Below are 20,051 nucleotides of genomic sequence, written 5' to 3' on the forward strand. Positions count from 1 at the left end.
TTTAAAGAGCTTGAAAACTTGAGTTCACATTAGTGAAATGAGCGGCTAGGAACAGTTTTTCGTTTGCATAACATTAGGAAAATATCAAAAATAAAAGGTATAAAAAATGACATACGAAGTTAAATCTCTTAATGAAGAATGTGGTGTTTTTGGTATCTGGGGTCACCCGGATGCTGCCAAATTAACTTATTTCGGACTTCACAGTCTCCAACACCGTGGTCAAGAGGGAGCAGGAATTCTCTCAAATGATGCGGGTCAATTGAAGCGTCATCGTGATATGGGGCTTCTCTCAGAAGTTTTCCGTGATCCAGCCAACTTGGATAAGCTAACTGGAACGGCTGCTATCGGTCATGTTCGTTATGCGACTGCTGGTGAAGCTTCTGTAGACAATATTCAACCATTCATGTTTAAGTTTCACGATGGACAGCTTGGTCTTGCTCATAATGGGAATTTGACTAATGCAGAGTCACTAAGACATGAGTTGGAGAAAAATGGAGCTATCTTAAACTCAACTTCTGACTCAGAAATCTTAGCTCACTTGATTCGCCGTAGCCACAACCCATCATTCATGGGTAAAGTAAAAGAAGCTCTGAGCACTGTTAAAGGTGGATTTGCTTATCTTCTTATGATTGAGGACAAGCTTATTGCAGCTTTGGATCCAAATGGCTTCCGTCCCCTTTCTCTTGGTAAGATGAGCAATGGTGCTATCGTGGTTTCATCTGAAACATGTGCCTTTGAGGGTGTTGGTGCAGAATGGATTCGGGATGTAAATCCAGGTGAGGTTGTTATCATCGATGATAATGGCATCACTTACGATACCTATACAACGGATACGCAATTGGCTGTTTGTTCGATGGAGTATATCTACTTTGCCCGTCCTGATTCAAATATCCAAGGGGTCAATGTCCATACAGCTCGTAAACGTATGGGTGCTCAATTGGCACGTGAGTTCAAACATGAAGCAGATATTGTCGTTGGTGTGCCTAATTCATCACTTAGCGCAGCCATGGGATTTGCGGAAGAATCAGGCTTGCCAAATGAAATGGGCTTGATTAAAAACCAATACACCCAACGTACCTTTATCCAACCAACACAAGAATTGCGTGAGCAAGGGGTTCGTATGAAGCTCTCTGCCGTATCAGGTGTTGTTAAAGGAAAACGTGTGGTTATGATTGACGACTCTATTGTACGTGGGACAACATCACGTCGTATCGTTAATTTGCTAAAAGAAGCAGGAGCAACAGAGGTCCACGTAGCAATCGGTAGCCCAGCCCTTGCCTACCCATGTTTCTACGGTATCGATATTCAAACACGTAAGGAATTGATTGCGGCCAATCATACAGTTGAGGAAACACGCGAAATCATTGGAGCGGATAGCTTGACTTACTTGTCTATTGATGGATTGATTGATTCTATTGGAATTGACACAGATGCACCAAACGGTGGCCTTTGTGTGGCTTACTTTGATGGTAAATATCCAACACCATTGTATGACTACGAAGAACGCTATTTGGAAAGTTTGAAAGAACACACTTCTTTCTATTAAGAGCAGTGCAGAAGAAAAAAGAGGAAAAAATTATGTCTAAAAATGCTTACGCTCCACGTCTCACTACTGACTAAAAGCTAAAGCATTTGTCAGTAGACACTTTGCCCTATGGGGTCAAAGCTAGAGACCTGACTAGTATTTTTAGATAAAAAGATGGTTCATCTAAAAATACGTCGCACTCTTTCTCGAAAAAAGAAAAGGAATAAATAAAATGACAAATAAAAATGCTTACGCTCAATCGGGTGTGGATGTTGAAGCAGGTTATGAAGTTGTTGAACGTATCAAAAAACACGTTGCTCGTACAGAGCGTGCAGGTGTCATGGGAGCTCTCGGTGGCTTCGGTGGTATGTTCGACCTTTCAAAAACAGGTGTCAAAGAGCCTGTTTTGATCTCAGGTACAGATGGTGTCGGTACTAAACTCATGCTTGCTATTAAGTACGACAAACACGATACTATCGGTCAAGACTGTGTTGCTATGTGTGTTAACGATATCATCGCCGCAGGTGCTGAGCCCCTTTACTTCCTTGACTACGTAGCAACTGGTAAAAATGAACCAGCTAAATTGGAGCAGGTCGTTGCTGGTGTTGCTGAAGGTTGTGTGCAAGCTGGTGCAGCCCTTATTGGTGGTGAAACTGCTGAAATGCCTGGTATGTATGGTGAAGACGACTATGATTTGGCAGGTTTCGCGGTAGGTATCGCAGAAAAATCTCAAATCATCGACGGCTCAAAAGTAGCTGAAGGTGACGTGCTTCTTGGACTTGCTTCAAGTGGTATCCATTCAAATGGTTACTCACTCGTGCGTCGTGTCTTTGCTGATTACACAGGTGAAGAAGTTCTTCCAGAACTTGAAGGCAAAAAACTTAAAGACGTTCTTCTTGAACCAACTCGTATCTACGTCAAAGCAGCTTTGCCACTCATCAAAGAAGAATTGGTTAACGGTATTGCTCACATCACAGGTGGTGGTTTCATCGAAAATGTACCACGTATGTTCTCAGATGACTTGGCTGCTGAAATTGATGAAAGCAAAGTGCCAGTTCTTCCAATTTTCAAAGCCCTTGAAAAATATGGTGAAATCAAACATGAAGAAATGTTTGAAATCTTCAACATGGGTATTGGTCTCATGCTTGCGGTTAAACCAGAAAATGTTGAACGTGTCAAAGAACTTCTTGACGAACCTGTTTATGAAATTGGTCGTATTGTGAAGAAAGATGGCGCAAGTGTGGTGATAAAATAATGGTGAAATCACCATTTTATACGGAGAAATTGTAGAAAGGAGTGTTTAGTTAGCAAGCCTAACTGAACACGGGACTCATTTTCTAGGAAAAAAGAGAAATCATTGCTGGGTGCTTGCACACAAAATGATTTCCTATTTTTCTACGAAACTGTTCGGCTAGCCGAAACGTCCCTTTATATCGAATATGAAAATTGCTGTTTTTGCCTCTGGCAATGGCTCAAACTTTCAGGTGATTGCTGAACAATTTCCGGTAGAATTTGTTTTTTCCGATCACCGTGATGCCTATGTCTTAGAACGGGCCAAAAACCTTGGCGTGGTGAGCCATGCCTTTGAACTCAAGGAATTTGACAATAAAGTGGATTATGAAGAAGCTATCGTCAAACTCTTGGATGAACACCAGATAGATTTGGTTTGCTTGGCCGGTTATATGAAAATCGTCGGTCCAACCTTGCTGGCAGCTTATGAGGGCCGTATCATCAATATTCACCCGGCATATCTCCCTGAATTTCCAGGTGCTCATGGTATTGAGGATGCTTGGAATGCAGGTGTTGACCGGTCTGGTGTGACCATTCATTGGGTGGATTCTGGCGTTGATACCGGTAAGGTCATCAAACAAGTCCGTGTGCCACGCCTTGAAGGTGATACCCTTGATACTTTCGAAACTCGCATCCACGAAACAGAGTACAAGCTCTATCCAGAAGTGTTGGATAGTTTGGGAGTTGCACGAAAATAAGAAAGCCCTAGAGCTGAAAGATAATTTTCGACTGTAGCAGATAAAGAACTTTTTTAAAAAAAGGAAAAGAAAGAAAATGACTAAACAAGCACTTATTTCAGTCTCAGACAAAGCGGGCATTGTTGAATTTGCCCAAGAACTCAAAAAACTAGGTTGGGACATCATCTCAACAGGTGGTACTAAAGTCGCCCTTGACAATGCTGGGGTAGACACTATCGCCATCGACGATGTGACTGGTTTCCCAGAAATGATGGACGGTCGTGTGAAGACTCTCCACCCAAATATCCACGGTGGTCTCCTCGCTCGTCGTGACCTCGATAGCCACCTTCAAGCGGCCAAGGACAATAATATCGAACTTATCGACCTTGTTGTGGTAAACCTTTACCCATTCAAGGAAACGATTCTTAAACCAGACGTGACTTACGCTGATGCGGTTGAAAATATCGATATTGGTGGTCCGTCTATGCTTCGTTCAGCAGCTAAAAACCACTCTAGCGTAACAGTTGTGGTAGACCCTGCTGACTATGCTGTTGTTCTTGACGAATTGTCAGCGAACGGCGAAACAAGCTACGAAACTCGCCAACGTTTGGCAGCAAAAGTATACCGTCATACAGCTTCATACGACGCTTTGATTGCAGAATACTTCACAGCTCAAGTGGGTGAAACAAAACCTGAAAAACTCACTTTGACTTATGACCTTAAGCAACCAATGCGTTACGGTGAAAACCCTCAACAAGACGCAGACTTCTACCAAAAAGGTTTGCCAACAGCTTACTCAATTGCTTCAGCTAAACAACTTAACGGTAAAGAATTGTCATTCAACAATATCCGTGATGCTGATGCCGCTATCCGTATCATCCGTGATTTCAAAGACCGTCCAACAGTTGTGGCTCTCAAACACATGAACCCATGTGGTATCGGTCAAGCTGACGACATCGAAACAGCTTGGGACTATGCTTATGAAGCTGACCCAGTATCAATCTTTGGTGGAATCGTAGTCCTCAACCGTGAAGTTGACGCTGCGACAGCTAAGAAAATGCATGGTGTCTTCCTTGAAATCATCATTGCACCAAGCTACACAGACGAAGCGCTTGAAATCTTGACAACTAAGAAGAAAAACTTGCGTATCCTTGAGTTGCCATTTGACGCTCAAGATGCTAGCGAAGTGGAAGCAGAATACACTGGTGTTGTTGGTGGTCTCCTCGTTCAAAACCAAGACGTTGTTAAAGAAAGTCCAGCTGACTGGCAAGTGGTTACTAAACGCCAACCAACTGAGACAGAAACGACAGCTCTTGAGTTTGCTTGGAAAGCTATCAAGTACGTCAAATCAAACGGTATCATTGTGACTAACGACCACATGACACTTGGTGTTGGCCCAGGTCAAACCAACCGTGTGGCTTCAGTTCGTATCGCCATTGACCAAGCTAAAGACCGTCTTGATGGTGCTGTTCTTGCTTCAGATGCCTTCTTCCCATTTGCAGATAACGTGGAAGAAATCGCTAAAGCAGGTATTAAAGCAATCATCCAACCGGGTGGATCAGTACGTGACCAAGAGTCAATCGAGGCGGCTGATAAACATGGTTTGACAATGATCTTTACAGAAGTTCGTCATTTCCGTCATTAAGAATTTACAAAGCATCCAAGAAATTGGATGTTTTGTAAATCCCTTAAGTTTCCTTTAAGCTACCCAAGTTATACTAATACCATCCTAAAAAACTTTTCTTTTTCATAAATCTCCTAAGAGCTCAGCACCCGCTGGGCTTTTTTATTTCAGAGTATCAAAAAAACAACCGTTCTCACGATTGTTCAATAGATTTAAACCTTTTCAAGGACAGACTGGGTTACCCAAGTCTTGCGATTTCCGATTTGGACGAGGACGCCATCGCTAGGTGGGTCAATCGCTAGCACCTTGAAGTTACCTGGAATAGTAAAGGTCTCACCAGGATTGAGGTACTGGTCTGAAGTTGGATTGCCTTGACCATCAACTTCAAGAACGGGTCCAGGATCAACGACATTGTGTTTGGTTGGTGTACCTCCAGCTAAATCTTGGCTGGTGATGGTATTTCCTGACACAGACGTGACACGGAATGTTCCTGTGAAGCGCACTGTATCACCAACTTTGATAGAAGAGTTAGTAGAATTTCCATTTTGAGCTCCTGGTTCGAGGTCTTTAAAATGGATATAGCCAGATACTTGACTCTTATGGAAGGTACGTTTGTGGTATTTCTCAGGTCCTTGTCCCACATCGTAGTTGTACTCCTCAATAGTGACCTGATCGCCTTGAACATCAGCAACCCAAGCCACATGTCCCATGTGACCGGCCCCATTGACACCAGCTGAGAACCAGGCAATGCTACCGACGGCAGGATTCATGTCAACACGGTAACCATTGGAACGTGCGATGCTGCCCCAAGTGATAGCGTTTCCATAGCCTGCAGGTAGGTTGAAACCATTGGTATTACTGAGTCGATAGGCTGCAAAGGATGTACACTGACGCCAGTACATGGTCCAAGGATCTACGCCGAAGCCACCATATTTCCAAGAGGAAGGATAGTCATCTCCGAGAACAGCCGCCTGTGCAGAGGAACCACACGAAACCGATACAGTCGCTAGACAAGCTAGCGGTAAAAGACAATTAAGTAATTTTTTCTTCATTTTAACCTCCACCTACCTATTCGCAGTTTTTTTGAGAAAATAGAAAAATTTATCTTTTTTTCAAAAAATATATACATTAAAATTCTGACTTGTTGGAGAAGGCAAATCATCGAGATAAGAGTAAATTGTTTAGTTTATTTTTGGGCTCTGATTGTTTCAACTGGGTAAATACTGGTGATGACGAAGACGAGATATTCAAATAAATCCTATTAAGTAGATTTAGGTGTTAGAGGGTGTAGCATAGTACCAGACTGATAATATGATATTCCTTGAGGAGGTTAAGGATGAATATGACTTACAAGTTATAAAGGCACACTATCTAACGTAATTGTCGCAAAGAGGATGGTTTCAAATCATTGACTAGCAATGGAATTTTTGGAGGTAATAAGGTTTTAGTTCTAAAGAAGGTATATCAAGTTATTATAAAATAGTGAGTTTAAGCCTCCCTTAAGCTGCTCAGGATATACTATCATCAATCCTAAATAACTTTTTTCATTTTCATAATCTCCCAAGAGGCGGTCCAAGTGGCCGCCTTTTTTATGTCCAAATTTGGATACACACCCATATCTCCGAACAAATATGTTATAATGGTTATGTATAATTCGTGAAAATTGCTAATTTTTCCGAATGATTGTCGTTAACGGGCATTTGCCCCTAGTCTTATTTGATATTGAGGTATCTTTCAAATGAAACTTTTGGTTGTTGGTTCTGGTGGTCGTGAACATGCGATTGCCAAGAAATTATTGGAGTCTAAGGACGTTGAGCAAGTTTTCGTGGCTCCTGGTAATGACGGGATGACACTGGACGGTCTTGATTTGATCAATATCGGAATTTCCGAACATTCTAAGCTGATTGACTTCGCAAAAGCGAACGATATTGCTTGGACCTTTATCGGTCCAGATGATGCCCTTGCAGCTGGTATCGTGGATGATTTCAATGCAGCCGGTCTGAAGGCATTTGGTCCTACCAAGGCTGCGGCTGAGCTTGAGTGGTCTAAGGATTTTGCTAAGGAAATCATGGTCAAGTACGACGTTCCGACAGCAGCCTATGGCACATTTTCAGATTTCGAGAAAGCCAAGGCCTACATCGAGGAAAAAGGCGCTCCAATCGTCGTCAAAGCAGACGGCTTAGCCCTAGGTAAAGGTGTCGTCGTTGCTGAAACGGTTGAGCAAGCCGTCGAAGCTGCTCACGAGATGCTTTTAGACAATAAATTCGGTGATTCAGGTGCGCGTGTGGTCATCGAGGAATTCCTTGACGGGGAAGAGTTCTCTCTCTTTGCCTTTGTCAATGGGGACAAGTTCTACATCATGCCAACGGCTCAGGACCACAAACGCGCATATGATGGCGACAAGGGTCCTAACACTGGTGGGATGGGTGCCTATGCGCCAGTTCCTCACTTGCCACAGAGCGTGGTTGACACAGCAGTTGACACTATTGTCAAGCCAGTTCTTGAAGGCATGATCAAAGAAGGTCGTCCTTACACTGGTGTCCTTTACGCGGGACTTATCTTGACAGCTGACGGACCTAAAGTCATCGAGTTCAATTCACGTTTCGGTGATCCTGAAACGCAAATCATCTTGCCTCGTTTGACATCTGACTTTGCGCAAAATATCACGGACATTTTGGATAGTAAAGAACCAGCTATCACTTGGACGGACAAGGGGGTGACACTAGGCGTGGTTGTAGCCTCAAATGGGTACCCACTCGCTTATGAGAAGGGTGTCAAACTTCCAGCCAAGACAGTGGGCGACATCATCACTTACTATGCCGGTGCTAAATTCGCTGAAAATGGCCAAGACCTCCTCTCAAATGGAGGACGTGTCTACATGCTTGTCACAACAGCAGACACCGTCAAAGACGGCCAAAACATCATCTACAACGAACTCAACAAACAAAACACAGAAGGCCTCTTCTATCGAAATGATATCGGTAGTAAGGCTAATAAATAAAACTCTTCGAAAACCTTCGATTGACTGTGTTAAAGCTCCTTGATGAACTTTAGTTCTATCTTCGTCGCTTTGCCTTGTCACTCTATGATTTTCTTTGAGTTTTCGAATATCAATGCTATTTTAGGCGACGAAGTCGCCAATCCGATAATGGTCGCCGTGGTGAAAAGACCAGAACAGTTACTGTTCTGGTCGGGGGAAACTTTGAGACCTTAGGCTCAAAGTTTAGAAATGAAACCGAAGGTTTGCTTCCGTCCCCACCACCTAAGACCATTATCAAAAGAAGAAAAAGGAAAAATTATGACTAAACCAGTAATTTCCATTATCATGGGCTCAAAATCCGACTGGGCAACCATGCAAAAAGCCGCTGAAGTCCTCGACAACTTCGGTGTCGCTTACGAAAAGAAAGTTGTTTCCGCACACCGTACACCGGACCTCATGTTCAAACATGCCGAAGAAGCACGTAGCCGTGGCATTAAGGTCATCATCGCTGGTGCGGGTGGCGCAGCTCACTTGCCAGGGATGGTTGCTGCCAAAACAACCCTTCCAGTCATCGGTGTACCAGTCAAATCGCGTGCCCTTAGCGGTGTGGATTCACTCTATTCTATCGTTCAGATGCCAGGTGGTGTACCTGTTGCAACTATGGCTATCGGTGAAGCTGGTGCGACTAACGCTGCCCTCTTTGCCCTCCGTCTCCTCTCAGTAGAAGACAAGGCCATTGCGGACGCACTTGCTAACTTTGCTGAAGAACAAGGAAAAATCGCAGAGGAGTCTACAAATGAGCTCAACTAAAACCATTGGTATCATCGGTGGTGGCCAGCTCGGTCAGATGATGGCTATCTCAGCTATCTACATGGGCCACAAGGTTATCACCCTTGATCCAGCAGCAGATTGTCCATCTTCTCGTGTGTCTGAGGTTATCGTGGCACCCTATGATGATGTAGATGCCCTTCGTCAGTTGGCAGACCGCTGTGATGTTCTCACTTATGAGTTTGAAAATGTTGACGCTGACGGCCTTGACGCTGTTATCAAAGATGGTCAGCTCCCGCAAGGGACAGACCTGCTTCGTATTTCACAAAACCGTATTTTTGAGAAGGACTTCCTCTCAAACAAGGCTAAAGTAACAGTTGCTCCTTACAAGGTTGTGACATCTAGCCTTGATTTGGAAGATATTGACCTTTCTAAAAAATATGTTCTCAAGACTGCGACAGGCGGTTACGATGGACATGGTCAAAAAGTCATCACATCAGCCGACGATTTGGAAGAGGCAAATGCCCTTGCTAACTCAGCTGAGTGTGTCTTGGAAGAGTTCGTTAACTTCGACCTTGAAATTTCGGTTATCGTGTCTGGTAACGGCAAGGAAGTGACGGTTTTCCCAGTTCAGGAAAATATCCACCGCAACAACATCCTCTCTAAAACTATCGTGCCTGCCCGCATTTCTGATAGTCTAGCGGAGAAAGCTAAAGCTATGGCCGTGAAGATTGCTGAGCAACTTAACCTCTCTGGTACTCTCTGTGTAGAAATGTTTGCGACATCTGATGACATCATTGTCAACGAAATCGCCCCACGCCCACACAATTCAGGGCACTACTCAATCGAGGCCTGCGACTTCTCCCAGTTTGATACCCATATTCTAGGTGTTCTCGGAGCACCATTACCAGCAATCCACCTCCATGCACCTGCTGTCATGCTCAATGTCCTCGGCCAACACGTCGAAGCAGCTGAGCGTTATGTCACAGAAAATCCAAGCGCCCACCTCCACATGTATGGTAAACTAGAAGCGAAGCACAATCGCAAAATGGGTCATGTGACTTTGTTTAGTAATGATCCAGACAATGTGGTTGAGTTCGGGAAAGGAATTGATTTTTAGGTGAAAATAGCAATCCTAGGACTCGGAGTCATTGGAACGACTTATGCCTATGCTTTTCAAAAAGCAGGTCATCAAGTAGAACATGTCCTTAGAGACAGTAAGTGGAACAATGCTCCCAAATCCCTCTCGGTTGATTTGCTAGATGGTCGCTATCATTCCAAAGGTGAGAACAAGCATGATACCTATGAGGTTCATGTGGCGAAAGCTGATTCGGAATATGATTTTATTTTTCTCAGTGTTCGTCATGGTTTTGTCAAAGAAGCCGTGGAAACCTTGCGAAAAAATAATATCAAAGGCACCCTCGTTTTCTTCTGCAATTTCTGGAATACACGAAAAGATGTCCAAGAGTGGGCAGGAGATTATGACTATATTCTGGCCTTTCCAACAGCTGGAGGTCACATGCAAGAGGACCATTTGGATGGTGTCTTGTTTGACCATTTAATGCTCGAAAGTGAGCAAAAAGCACACATTTCTAACTATTCTGATTTGACGACTTTGCTGAGTTCTGCAGATTTGAAGTGGGAAGTTCCTCATGATATGGTCGAGTGGATTTGGATTCACATGGCGATTAATGCGGGTGTTACTTCGACAGCTGCTCGTTCAGGAAATCTGGAAAATCCAGAAGAATTGGCTCTGAACTTGATGAATAGTTCTTCGGAATTGTCATTGGCTATCAAGGCCATTCGAGAGGCTTTGAAAGTTGTAGAAGCGCGTGGTGTGAATTTGAAACTTTACAAAGCCGAACTCTTGCCCTACAAAATTCCCGCTTGGATTGCAGGAAAAGCCATGAAAATCATGTTTGCGAAAAATGAGCTGACACGAAAAATCATGACCTTACACAATGATAAACAGGACATCTTCTATTGTTGTCAAAGTGTCTATCAGACCGGTCAGGAATTAGGTGTTGAAATGCCCATTCTTGAAGCAAATATGAAGGGAATTTCGATTTAGGAGGTTTTATGATTCAACTCATCGTCAACGCATTTGTTGAAAAAGATAAGACTGGAGCAGTCGTCGAAGTCTTGTATGCTAGTAGCAATCACGAAAAAGTGAGAGCTAAGTATGAAGAGTTGGTTGCTCAATATCCTGAAAACTATTTAGCTATCTATGATTTGCCGATGGATACTGATTTGAATACACTCGATCACTATCCATCAGTGTGGATTGGGAAAGAGGAGTTTGAATAGGAGACCTTAATGGCGATATTTAATTTTGGAAAACCCAAAGATGAAGCTTTAGAAAATAAAATTCAGAGATTAAATCAAGAGATTGCAATTCAAAAAGCAAAATTGACAGATTTAAAAGCTCAAATAAAGATAGCAGACGATATAGTCTCGTTAAATACTGAGTTATCTCAGAAACGGTCAGAATTATTTGCTATTCAGAACGAGATTTCCTTAGCTAATGACACACTTGGATTACAAGAGTTTGGATTTTTTGAAAGACAGTATAAGTTTTCTGATAGCACAAAATATAAGGAAGCTTTAGATAATTTGAGAAAACAGCAGAAAGACTTAGTTAAATCTGGTCAGGCTGGTAGAATTATAGTACCTATGCTTTTAGATAATAATCAAAGCAAGGGAAGGGCAATGCAGAATCAGCTTATTAAAGCAGCTATTCGTGGCTTTAATGGTGAAGCGGATGCCTTGTTAGTAAAAGTTTCTGTTTCGAATGTTGAAAAGAAAATTCAGGCATTGAAGAAAGCATTCCAACAACTGAATAGAATGTATTCACGTAATCAAATTGAAATTACGATACCCTATCTAAATTTGAAAATTGAAGAATTACGTCTAGCTGCTGAGTTTGAGCTACAGAAGCAAGAAGAAAAAGAATTACTTCGAGAGCAAAGAGCAAAAGAGCGTGAGGACAAAAAACTTCAGGCTGAAATTAAAGCACGCCGAAAGCAATTGGAAAAAGATAGAACTCACTTTAAAAATATGGTTTCTAAGGTTGAGGAACTTTTGAAAAATGCTACTGGTGAAGAGTTTGAAGAACTTCAGAGACAGTTATCTGAGTACCAAGATAAATTATCTGAATTAGATGAAATCGAAGAAGATATTGATTATCGTGAAGGTCATGCAACTGCCGGCTACGTATATGTAATCTCTAACATTGGTTCTTTTGGTGAAGATGTTTATAAAATTGGAGTTACTCGTCGTTTAGAACCTCTCGAACGCATCAGGGAATTAAGTAGTGCGTCTGTACCTTTTCAATTTGATGTTCATGCTTTGATTTTTAGTGAGGAAGCCTTTGCATTAGAGACTGAATTACATAATCAACTAAGTGAGTATAAGGTTAATAAAGTAAATAACCGTAAAGAATACTTCAAGGTTCCATTTGAAAAAATTAAGGCACTTTTGGATAAACACGAAGAGTTAACTATAGAATTAAATGAGAACGCGGAAGCATTCGAATATAGACAGACTCTACTGAAGGGGTAGCTATAGATGAAGTGGTTATTTTTAGTATTATTTATTGGGTGTGGGGTAAATGCATTAGGTTTATCTTCTGATGATAATGAAGATGAATTAGATGAAAACGAAACATTTTATTCAAATGTAACTTCTGCAGAAAAACCTCAGACCTCTAAGGAAGAAAGGCTAAAGTGGGCAGTTGCTACGGCAGTATTTCTAGTTTTATTTTTGATATTTGCATTTTTTAGATAATTTAAAGGAGAAACAACAACATGATCGAACGTTACTCTCGCCCAGAAATGGCGAACATTTGGACTGAAGAAAATAAATACCGTGCTTGGCTTGAGGTGGAAATCTTGGCCGATGAAGCATGGGCTGAATTGGGAGAAATTCCTAAGGAAGATGTGGCTTTGATTCGTGAAAAAGCGGACTTTGACATCGACCGTATTTTGGAAATTGAGCAGCAAACACGTCACGATGTCGTTGCCTTCACACGTGCGGTTTCTGAAACGCTTGGTGAAGAGCGTAAGTGGGTTCACTATGGTTTGACTTCTACTGACGTGGTAGATACTGCCTATGGTTACCTCTACAAACAAGCTAACGACATCATCCGCAAAGACCTTGAAAACTTCCTCAACATCATCGCTGACAAAGCGAAAGAACACAAGTTCACTATCATGATGGGTCGTACGCACGGTGTGCACGCTGAGCCTACAACTTTTGGTCTTAAATTGGCAACTTGGTACAGCGAAATGAAACGTAACATTGAGCGTTTCGAGCATGCGGCTGCTGGTGTGGAGGCTGGTAAGATTTCTGGTGCGGTTGGTAACTTTGCCAACATCCCACCATTCGTTGAAAAATACGTCTGCGACAAACTTGGTATCCGTGCTCAAGAAATCTCTACACAGGTCCTTCCTCGTGACCTTCACGCTGAGTACTTTGCAGTTCTTGCTAGCATCGCAACTTCTATCGAGCGTATGGCAACTGAAATCCGTGGTCTTCAAAAATCTGAACAACGTGAAGTGGAAGAGTTCTTTGCCAAAGGTCAAAAAGGATCTTCAGCAATGCCTCACAAACGTAACCCAATCGGTTCTGAAAATATGACAGGTCTTGCGCGTGTTATCCGTGGTCACATGGTAACAGCTTATGAAAACGTAGCCCTTTGGCACGAACGTGATATCTCTCACTCATCAGCTGAGCGTATCATCGCACCAGATACAACTATCTTGATTGACTACATGCTCAACCGTTTCGGAAACATCGTTAAGAATTTGACAGTCTTCCCAGAAAACATGATCCGCAACATGAACTCTACATTTGGTCTTATCTTCAGCCAACGTGCCATGCTTACTTTGATTGAAAAAGGTATGACACGTGAGCAAGCTTACGACCTTGTTCAACCTAAGACTGCCCAATCATGGGATAACCAAGTAGACTTTAAACCACTTCTTGAATCAGATCCAGAGGTAACATCTCGTCTCACTCAAGAAGAGATCGACGAAATCTTCAACCCAGTTTACTACACTAAACGTGTTGATGAAATCTTCGAACGCATTGGTTTGGGTGACTAATCTAAACAAAATAACAGAAAGCAGGTTTGCCCTGCTTTTTTTGATGGTGACATTTATGTCACTAGTTTTGTTTCTTTTTCAGCCTTATAATAGGGTCATCGTAAGAAAACTATCAGAAAGGAGAAGTTAGCAATCTTAAAAGGACGACTTAACTATTTACCGGAACTTAGCCTCTTAATAGTAAGCATTGCCTATAATATCATCCGCATCATGAATGATCTTGGAAGTATCAAAGCCCCCTCTTGGTTTTTAGATATGGATATCCCTAGTGGGTCCTTACTATTACTTATTTTGCTTATTATTTTAAAAAGTGAAGCAAGAGAATAAAACTTTAAGCAAGTTTTAAGTTTATTAGTTTATATTATAACCATCCTAATAAAACAACTAGCTTTGGTGAGCTAGTAGTAAAAAAAACTTTTTCATAACTAATCTCCCCGAAGAAAGTCTAGAAATCTAGGCTTTTTTCTTGTTTTTTGAGCTTTTATTAGGGAATTTTAAGAAAATACTTGAAAACCCTTCCAAAACAAGGTAATATAGTTATATAAAGATTCTATTGGACAAGCGGTCACCTTGGAGGATTAGGAAGAAGAGGTTGGGAAGCCTGTACAATCGTATCTTTTCAGTGGTCTTTGAACTGCTGTGAAAATCCCTTAGGGGATTTTTTTCTGCGATTTAAGGTTTCTTTAAGGAAGGCAAGTTATACTCTAAGTCTCCTAAATAACTTTTACTGAACGTAGTTCAGTGAATCTCGTTGGCTTACACTTTTTGTAGAACAACGAACTTTTCTTTTTCATAATCTCCAAAAGAGCTCAACACCATGTGTTGGGTTCTTTTTTTGGCAATTAAAAAAACGCCCTTAGGCGTTTTAAGTATAGATTACATCTCGTCTGGAGCTTCAACACCGAGAAGGCGAAGAGCTTCTTTGAGGACTGTTGCTGTTGCGTAGCAAAGAGCCAAACGGCTGTCACGTTCTGGGCTTTCGTCCAAGATACGTGTGTGTGCATAGTATTTGTTAAAGGCTTGAGCTAAGCTGATAGCAAATTTAGCAACGATAGATGGCTCAAAGTTGTCTGATGCACGGTTGATGATACGTGGGAAGTCTTGGATGAGTTTGATGATTTCCCAGCTTTCAACGTCGTTTAGGCTGTATGTAGCATCTGCAGATGGCGTGAAGTTAGCCTTGCGCAAGATAGATTGGATACGAGCGTGTGCATATTGAACGTAAGGTCCAGTTTCTCCCTCGAAGGATACCATGGCATCAAGGTCGAAGTCGTAACCATTCATACGGTCTGTTTTAAGATCGTAGAATTTGATAGCTCCGACACCTACAGCATGAGCAACAGCTTCCTTGTTAGGCAAGTTTGGATTCTTAGCTTCGATTTGAGCCTGGGCACGGTTAACAGCTTCGGCAATAGTTGGCTCAAGCAAGATAACGTTCCCCTTACGAGTTGACAATTTCTTACCGTTCTTAGTTACAAGACCAAAGGCAACGTGAGTCATGTCGTCAGACCAGTCGTAGCCCATTTCTTTAAGAACAGCTTTCAACTGTTTGAAGTGAGCAGATTGTTCATTACCAACCACATAGATGGCTTTGGCAAAGTCGTAAGTACGTTTACGGTAGAGGGCAGCAGCCAAGTCACGTGTGATGTAAAGTGTCGCACCATCTGATTTTTTGATGAGGGCTGGGTGTTCGATACCGTATTTTTCAAGGTTAACCACTTGGGCACCTTGAGATTCTTGGAGAAGTCCTTTTTCTGTCAAGATGTCAACGACTTCATCCATCTTATCATTGTAGAAGGCTTCACCGTTGTAGCTATCAAAAGAAACACCGAGTTCATCGTAAAGACGGTTGAATTCCACCAAGCTTTCGTCACGGAACCATTGCCAAAGGGCAGTTGCTTCCTCGTCACCAGCTTCCAATTTGCGGAACCATTCACGAGCTTCTTTGTCTACAGATGGGTCTTCTTCAGCTTCGGCATTGATACGCACATAAAGTTGAAGGAGTTCGTTGATAGGGTTAGCTTTGACAGCTTCCTCGCTACCCCATTTCTTATAGGCAACAATCAGCATACCAAACTGTTTACCCCAGTCACCCAAGTGGTTGATGCGGACTGGTTTGTAGCCTTGTTTAGCTACGATGTTGGCAAGAGCATCAGCGATAACTGTTGAACGCAAGTGACCGATAGAGAAAGGTTTAGCGATGTTAGGACTAGACATATCAAAGGCGATGTTACGTCCGTGACCGATGTTTTGGTCAGCGTAGTGGCTGCCTTGAGCGATAACTTGTCCAAGAACGTCCGCTGAGATTTTTGATTTATCAAGGAAGAAGTTGATATAAGGACCAACAGCTTCAACTTTTTCAAAGTTTGAGGCATCGATTTTTTCAGCGATGTCTGCTGCAATCATCTGAGGAGCCTTGCGCAAGACTTTAGCCAATGAGAAGGCAGGAAAGGCGAGGTCCCCCATGTCAGCATTTTTAGGGGTTTCAAGCAGATTTTGAATGTTTTCTTGTTCCAATTCGGGAACAACTTTGGCAATTTCTGCTGCAATGAGTTCTTTAGTATTCATAGGTACTCCATTTCAAATCTTGTCATTCATACCTATTTTACCATTATTTTAGTTAATAGGGTAGGGACAAGAAAGCATCTATTAGGAAGTATTTCATGAAAAAATACAAAAATTCTGTTATAATATGCAAGGAATATACATAAAAAGAGGAAAGATAATGAAGAGAGATCGTCAAGCTGTTATTAAACAGATGATTTCAAGAGATAAGATTGGGACACAAGAGGAAATTAAGCAACGCCTAGAGGCGGAAGGTATCACAGTTACACAAGCGACCTTGTCACGTGATTTGCGTGAGATTGGACTTTTGAAGCTTCGTGATGAAGAAGGCAGACTTTACTACAGTTTGTCTGAACATGTGCTTCCAAGTTTGGATCCTACGGTTAAGGACTATGTCAAATCAGTTTCCCGTGCCCAGTTTATGCTGGTCCTTCACACGGAGTTGGGTGAAGCTGATGTTTTGGCCAATCTAATTGACAGTGATGGCAACCCTGAAATTTTAGGAACCGTTGCTGGCGCAGATACCCTCTTGGTAATCTGTAAGGATGCTGTGGTTGCTGAAAAACTGGAAAGCGAGTTTCACTGATGAATACTCCTCATCAGGATCTCCAAAAAGCCAAAGAAGAGTTAATTGACCTCCTCAAACACCATGAGGCGGTTCTTGCTTTTCAAGAGGCTGAGAAAGCTATTGGACAGGTCCCTCAAATCAGTCATCTAGCTGGACATATGAAGGCTTATCAACAAGAAGCAGTGCTTTTTCAAAAAATTGAGAAACAACGTGCCTATGAGGAGGCAGGTGAACAAGCAGATTTGATTCAGCATGAGTTGGAAAATTTGCCTATTGTTCAGGACTACCGTCAAAAAATGCAAGATGCCAGTGACTTGATCCAATATGTGACCAAGTCTATCGAAGAAAGGATTAACGAGGAGTTAAGACATGGCTAAGGAAAAAATATCTCCAGGAATGCAGCAGTATTTGGATATCAAGGAAAATTATCCAGATGCTTTTTTGCTCTTCCGTATGGGGGATTTTTATGAACTTTTTTACGAGGATGCCGTTAAGGCTGCCCAGATTTTGGAAATTAGCCTAACCAGTCGTAATAAAAACGCCGATAATCCCATTCCTATGGCGGGTGTACCTTATCACTCAGCTCAAGCCTATATTGATGTCTTGGTTGAGATGGGCTACAAGGTAGCCATTGCTGAGCAGATGGAGGATCCTAAACAGGCTGTTGGTGTGGTTAAGCGTGAGGTGGTTCAGGTTATCACGCCAGGGACAGTGGTTGACAGTTCTAAACCTGATAATGCCAACAATTTCTTGGTAGCTATTGACAAGGCTGGAAGTCGATTCGGTCTGGCCTATATGGATGTGTCAACGGGTGAATTTTTTGCGACAGAGTTGGACGATTTCAGTTCAGTTTGTAGTGAAATTCAGAACCTTAAGGCACGTGAAGTAGTGGTTGGTTATGATTTACCCGAAGCTGATGAACAAATTTTGGTGAAGCAACTCAACCTTCTACTTTCCAAGGAAACAGAGGTTTACGATGATGTCCACTTGATTGACACTAGCTTGACAGATTTGGAAAGCAGTGTAGCGGGTAAACTTCTCCAGTATGTGCACCGTACTCAGATGCGTGAGCTCAGCCATTTACAAAAAGCTCAGCACTATGAGATTAAGGATTACTTGCAGATGTCCTATGCGACCAAGTCGAGTTTGGATTTACTGGAAAATGCTAGAACAGGTAAGAAACATGGTTCTCTTTTCTGGCTCTTGGATGAAACCAAGACAGCTATGGGAATGCGTCTCTTACGTACTTGGATTGATAGACCTTTAGTGAATCAGGCTGCAATCGTGGAGCGTCAGAATATTATCCAAGTTTTCTTGGACAATTTCTTCGAGCGTAGTGATCTGACTGAGAGTCTTAAAGGGGTTTACGATATTGAGCGCCTGGCCAGCCGTGTTTCCTTTGGAAAGGCTAATCCTAAAGATTTGATTCAGCTAGGTCATACCCTAGCTCAGGTTCCAGTTATTAAGGCGATTTTGGAGTCTTTTGATGACGAGGCCTTGTCACGTCTTTTACAAGAATTGGATGCTCTGCCAGAATTAGAAAGTCTGATTCGGTCAGCTATTGATCCCGATGCTCCTGCAACCATTACAGAAGGTGGCATTATCCGTGCTGGTTTTGATGAGACCTTGGACAAGTATCGCAAGGTGATGAGCGAGGGGACGTCATGGATTGCGGATATCGAAGCCAAGGAACGTGAAGCGTCTGGTATTACAACACTAAAAATTGATTATAACCGTAAAGATGGTTATTACTTCCATGTGACCAACTCTAATCTTAGCTTGGTTCCTGACCATTTCTTCCGCAAGGCAACCCTGAAAAATTCAGAGCGCTATGGAACCGCTGAGTTGGCTAAGATTGAAGGTGAAATGCTTGAGGCACGTGAAAAGTCATCAACGCTCGAATATGATATTTTCATGCGTGTCCGTGAGCAGGTTGAACGCTATATTGACCGTTTGCAATCTTTGGCTAAGGCCATTGCGACAGTCGATGTTCTTCAGAGCTTGGCAGTTACAGCAGAGACTAATCATTATGTTCGTCCTGTGTTCAATGATGAGCATCGTATTGTTATTGATCAAGGTCGTCATGCGGTGGTTGAGAAGGTTATGGGCGTTCAGGAATACATTCCAAACACGATTACCTTTGACAGTCATACCAATGTTCAGCTCATCACAGGGCCAAATATGAGTGGTAAATCTACCTATATGCGTCAGTTGGCTTTGTCAGTCGTTATGGCTCAGATGGGGGCTTACGTGCCAGCAGATAGTATTGATTTGCCAGTTTTTGACGCTATCTATACACGTATTGGTGCTGCAGATGATCTGATTTCAGGTCAGTCGACCTTCATGGTTGAGATGATGGAGGCTAATCAGGCCATTAAGCGGGCGACACCTAATTCCTTGATTATTTTTGATGAGTTAGGACGTGGGACAGCCACCTATGACGGTATGGCTCTGGCCCAGTCTATCATTGAGTTTATTCATGACAAGGTTGGGGCTAAAACCATGTTTGCTACCCATTATCATGAGTTGACAGCCCTGTCAAATACTTTGACACACCTTGTCAACGTTCATGTGGCGACACTTGAAAAGGACGGAGAGGTGACTTTCCTTCACAAGATTGTCGATGGCCCAGCCGATAAATCTTATGGTATTCATGTAGCTAAGATTGCAGGTTTACCAGCAGATTTACTGGAACGTGCTGACACCATCTTGACACAATTGGAGGGCGAGACAGTTACCATCCAACCTCAGGAAAAGGTATCGCCTCAAGAGAAGCCTGCCACTGAAACGCATGTCAACGAGCAAATCTCTCTCTTTGATGATTTTACTGAAAATCCAGTTCTTCAAGAGTTACGTGATTTGGACATTTACAATATGACACCGATGCAGGTCATGATGGCTGTAGCAGATTTAAAACAGAAACTATAAAAGAAGCTTGTCAATTGACAG

At 42.4% G+C, this 20,051-nt stretch carries 17 protein-coding genes; 15 read left to right on the forward strand and 2 right to left on the reverse strand.

What is annotated here, in order from left to right; genetic code table 11:
• Positions 1 to 106: 106 nt before the first annotated feature.
• The 4 genes from purF to purH all read left to right on the forward strand — a co-directional run bounded on the left by purF (position 107) and on the right by purH (position 5,137).
• Positions 107 to 1,546 carry an amidophosphoribosyltransferase gene (gene purF, locus HMPREF3112_RS09430; RefSeq protein WP_004181972.1) on the forward strand — a complete coding sequence of 480 codons (1,440 nt, stop codon included), beginning with the start codon at positions 107 to 109 and terminating at the stop codon, positions 1,544 to 1,546.
• Between the two features lie 211 nt (positions 1,547 to 1,757).
• Positions 1,758 to 2,780, forward strand: coding sequence for a phosphoribosylformylglycinamidine cyclo-ligase (gene purM, locus HMPREF3112_RS09435; RefSeq protein WP_013989890.1), 1,023 nt, complete (start codon positions 1,758 to 1,760; stop codon positions 2,778 to 2,780).
• Positions 2,781 to 2,964: 184 nt separating this feature from the next.
• Positions 2,965 to 3,513, forward strand: coding sequence for a phosphoribosylglycinamide formyltransferase (purN, locus tag HMPREF3112_RS09440; protein WP_048674027.1), 549 nt, complete (start codon positions 2,965 to 2,967; stop codon positions 3,511 to 3,513).
• A 76-nt stretch (positions 3,514 to 3,589) separates the two neighbouring features.
• Positions 3,590 to 5,137: a bifunctional phosphoribosylaminoimidazolecarboxamide formyltransferase/IMP cyclohydrolase gene (gene purH, locus HMPREF3112_RS09445; protein ID WP_070439555.1), complete on the forward strand. Its 1,548-nt coding sequence runs from the start codon at positions 3,590 to 3,592 to the stop codon at positions 5,135 to 5,137.
• Positions 5,138 to 5,328: 191 nt separating this feature from the next.
• Here the strand turns inward: purH and HMPREF3112_RS09450 are convergent, their stop codons facing one another.
• The gene (locus tag HMPREF3112_RS09450; RefSeq protein ID WP_048674023.1) at positions 5,329 to 6,168 is read right to left on the reverse strand and encodes a CHAP domain-containing protein; all 840 of its coding nucleotides are present in this window, start codon (positions 6,166 to 6,168) and stop codon (positions 5,329 to 5,331) included.
• 686 nt (positions 6,169 to 6,854) lie between these two features.
• Between HMPREF3112_RS09450 and purD the strand changes: the two genes are divergently transcribed.
• The 8 genes from purD (at position 6,855) to purB (ending at position 13,969) form a co-directional block, all read left to right on the forward strand.
• Positions 6,855 to 8,117 carry a phosphoribosylamine--glycine ligase gene (gene purD / locus HMPREF3112_RS09455; protein WP_048674021.1) on the forward strand — a complete coding sequence of 421 codons (1,263 nt, stop codon included), beginning with the start codon at positions 6,855 to 6,857 and terminating at the stop codon, positions 8,115 to 8,117.
• 297 nt (positions 8,118 to 8,414) lie between these two features.
• Positions 8,415 to 8,906 carry a 5-(carboxyamino)imidazole ribonucleotide mutase gene (gene purE / locus HMPREF3112_RS09460; protein ID WP_006150912.1) on the forward strand — a complete coding sequence of 164 codons (492 nt, stop codon included), beginning with the start codon at positions 8,415 to 8,417 and terminating at the stop codon, positions 8,904 to 8,906.
• On the forward strand, positions 8,893 to 9,984 hold the full coding sequence (gene purK, locus HMPREF3112_RS09465; protein WP_070439558.1) for a 5-(carboxyamino)imidazole ribonucleotide synthase: 1,092 nt from the start codon (positions 8,893 to 8,895) through the stop codon (positions 9,982 to 9,984). Before purE ends, purK begins: the two co-directional genes overlap by 14 nt.
• Positions 9,985 to 10,935 carry a ketopantoate reductase family protein gene (locus HMPREF3112_RS09470; RefSeq protein ID WP_070439560.1) on the forward strand — a complete coding sequence of 317 codons (951 nt, stop codon included), beginning with the start codon at positions 9,985 to 9,987 and terminating at the stop codon, positions 10,933 to 10,935. It abuts the gene before it with no gap.
• A gap of 8 nt (positions 10,936 to 10,943) precedes the next feature.
• Positions 10,944 to 11,171, forward strand: coding sequence for a hypothetical protein (locus tag HMPREF3112_RS09475; RefSeq protein ID WP_002886306.1), 228 nt, complete (start codon positions 10,944 to 10,946; stop codon positions 11,169 to 11,171).
• Positions 11,172 to 11,180: 9 nt separating this feature from the next.
• Entirely contained in the window at positions 11,181 to 12,425 is a 1,245-nt protein-coding gene (locus HMPREF3112_RS09480; protein ID WP_070439563.1) for an SNIPE associated domain-containing protein, read from the forward strand.
• 6 nt (positions 12,426 to 12,431) lie between these two features.
• Positions 12,432 to 12,650 (forward strand): hypothetical protein, encoded by a 219-nt coding sequence (locus HMPREF3112_RS09485; RefSeq protein WP_070439566.1) that lies wholly within the window; start codon positions 12,432 to 12,434, stop codon positions 12,648 to 12,650.
• A gap of 20 nt (positions 12,651 to 12,670) precedes the next feature.
• Complete coding sequence (purB, locus tag HMPREF3112_RS09490; protein WP_002886310.1) at positions 12,671 to 13,969, forward strand: adenylosuccinate lyase; 1,299 nt, start codon at positions 12,671 to 12,673, stop codon at positions 13,967 to 13,969.
• A gap of 876 nt (positions 13,970 to 14,845) precedes the next feature.
• Here purB and argS read toward each other — a convergent pair.
• Positions 14,846 to 16,537, reverse strand: a complete 1,692-nt coding sequence (gene argS, locus HMPREF3112_RS09495; protein WP_048790892.1) for an arginine--tRNA ligase — start codon at positions 16,535 to 16,537, stop codon at positions 14,846 to 14,848.
• Positions 16,538 to 16,691: 154 nt separating this feature from the next.
• Between argS and argR the strand changes: the two genes are divergently transcribed.
• The 3 genes from argR to mutS are packed head-to-tail and all read left to right on the forward strand — an operon-like array spanning position 16,692 to position 20,030.
• Complete coding sequence (gene argR / locus HMPREF3112_RS09500) at positions 16,692 to 17,120, forward strand: arginine repressor (protein WP_170314548.1); 429 nt, start codon at positions 16,692 to 16,694, stop codon at positions 17,118 to 17,120.
• A complete protein-coding gene (locus tag HMPREF3112_RS09505; RefSeq protein ID WP_048790893.1) occupies positions 17,120 to 17,479 on the forward strand; it encodes a YlbF family regulator in 360 nt (119 codons plus the stop codon). Before argR ends, HMPREF3112_RS09505 begins: the two co-directional genes overlap by 1 nt.
• Positions 17,480 to 17,498: 19 nt before the next feature.
• Positions 17,499 to 20,030 carry a DNA mismatch repair protein MutS gene (gene mutS, locus HMPREF3112_RS09510; RefSeq protein ID WP_371106357.1) on the forward strand — a complete coding sequence of 844 codons (2,532 nt, stop codon included), beginning with the start codon at positions 17,499 to 17,501 and terminating at the stop codon, positions 20,028 to 20,030.
• The last annotated feature ends 21 nt before the right edge of the window (positions 20,031 to 20,051 follow it).

It is taken from the genome of Streptococcus sp. HMSC10E12 (assembly GCF_001807855.1).
Lineage (GTDB): Bacteria > Bacillota > Bacilli > Lactobacillales > Streptococcaceae > Streptococcus > Streptococcus salivarius.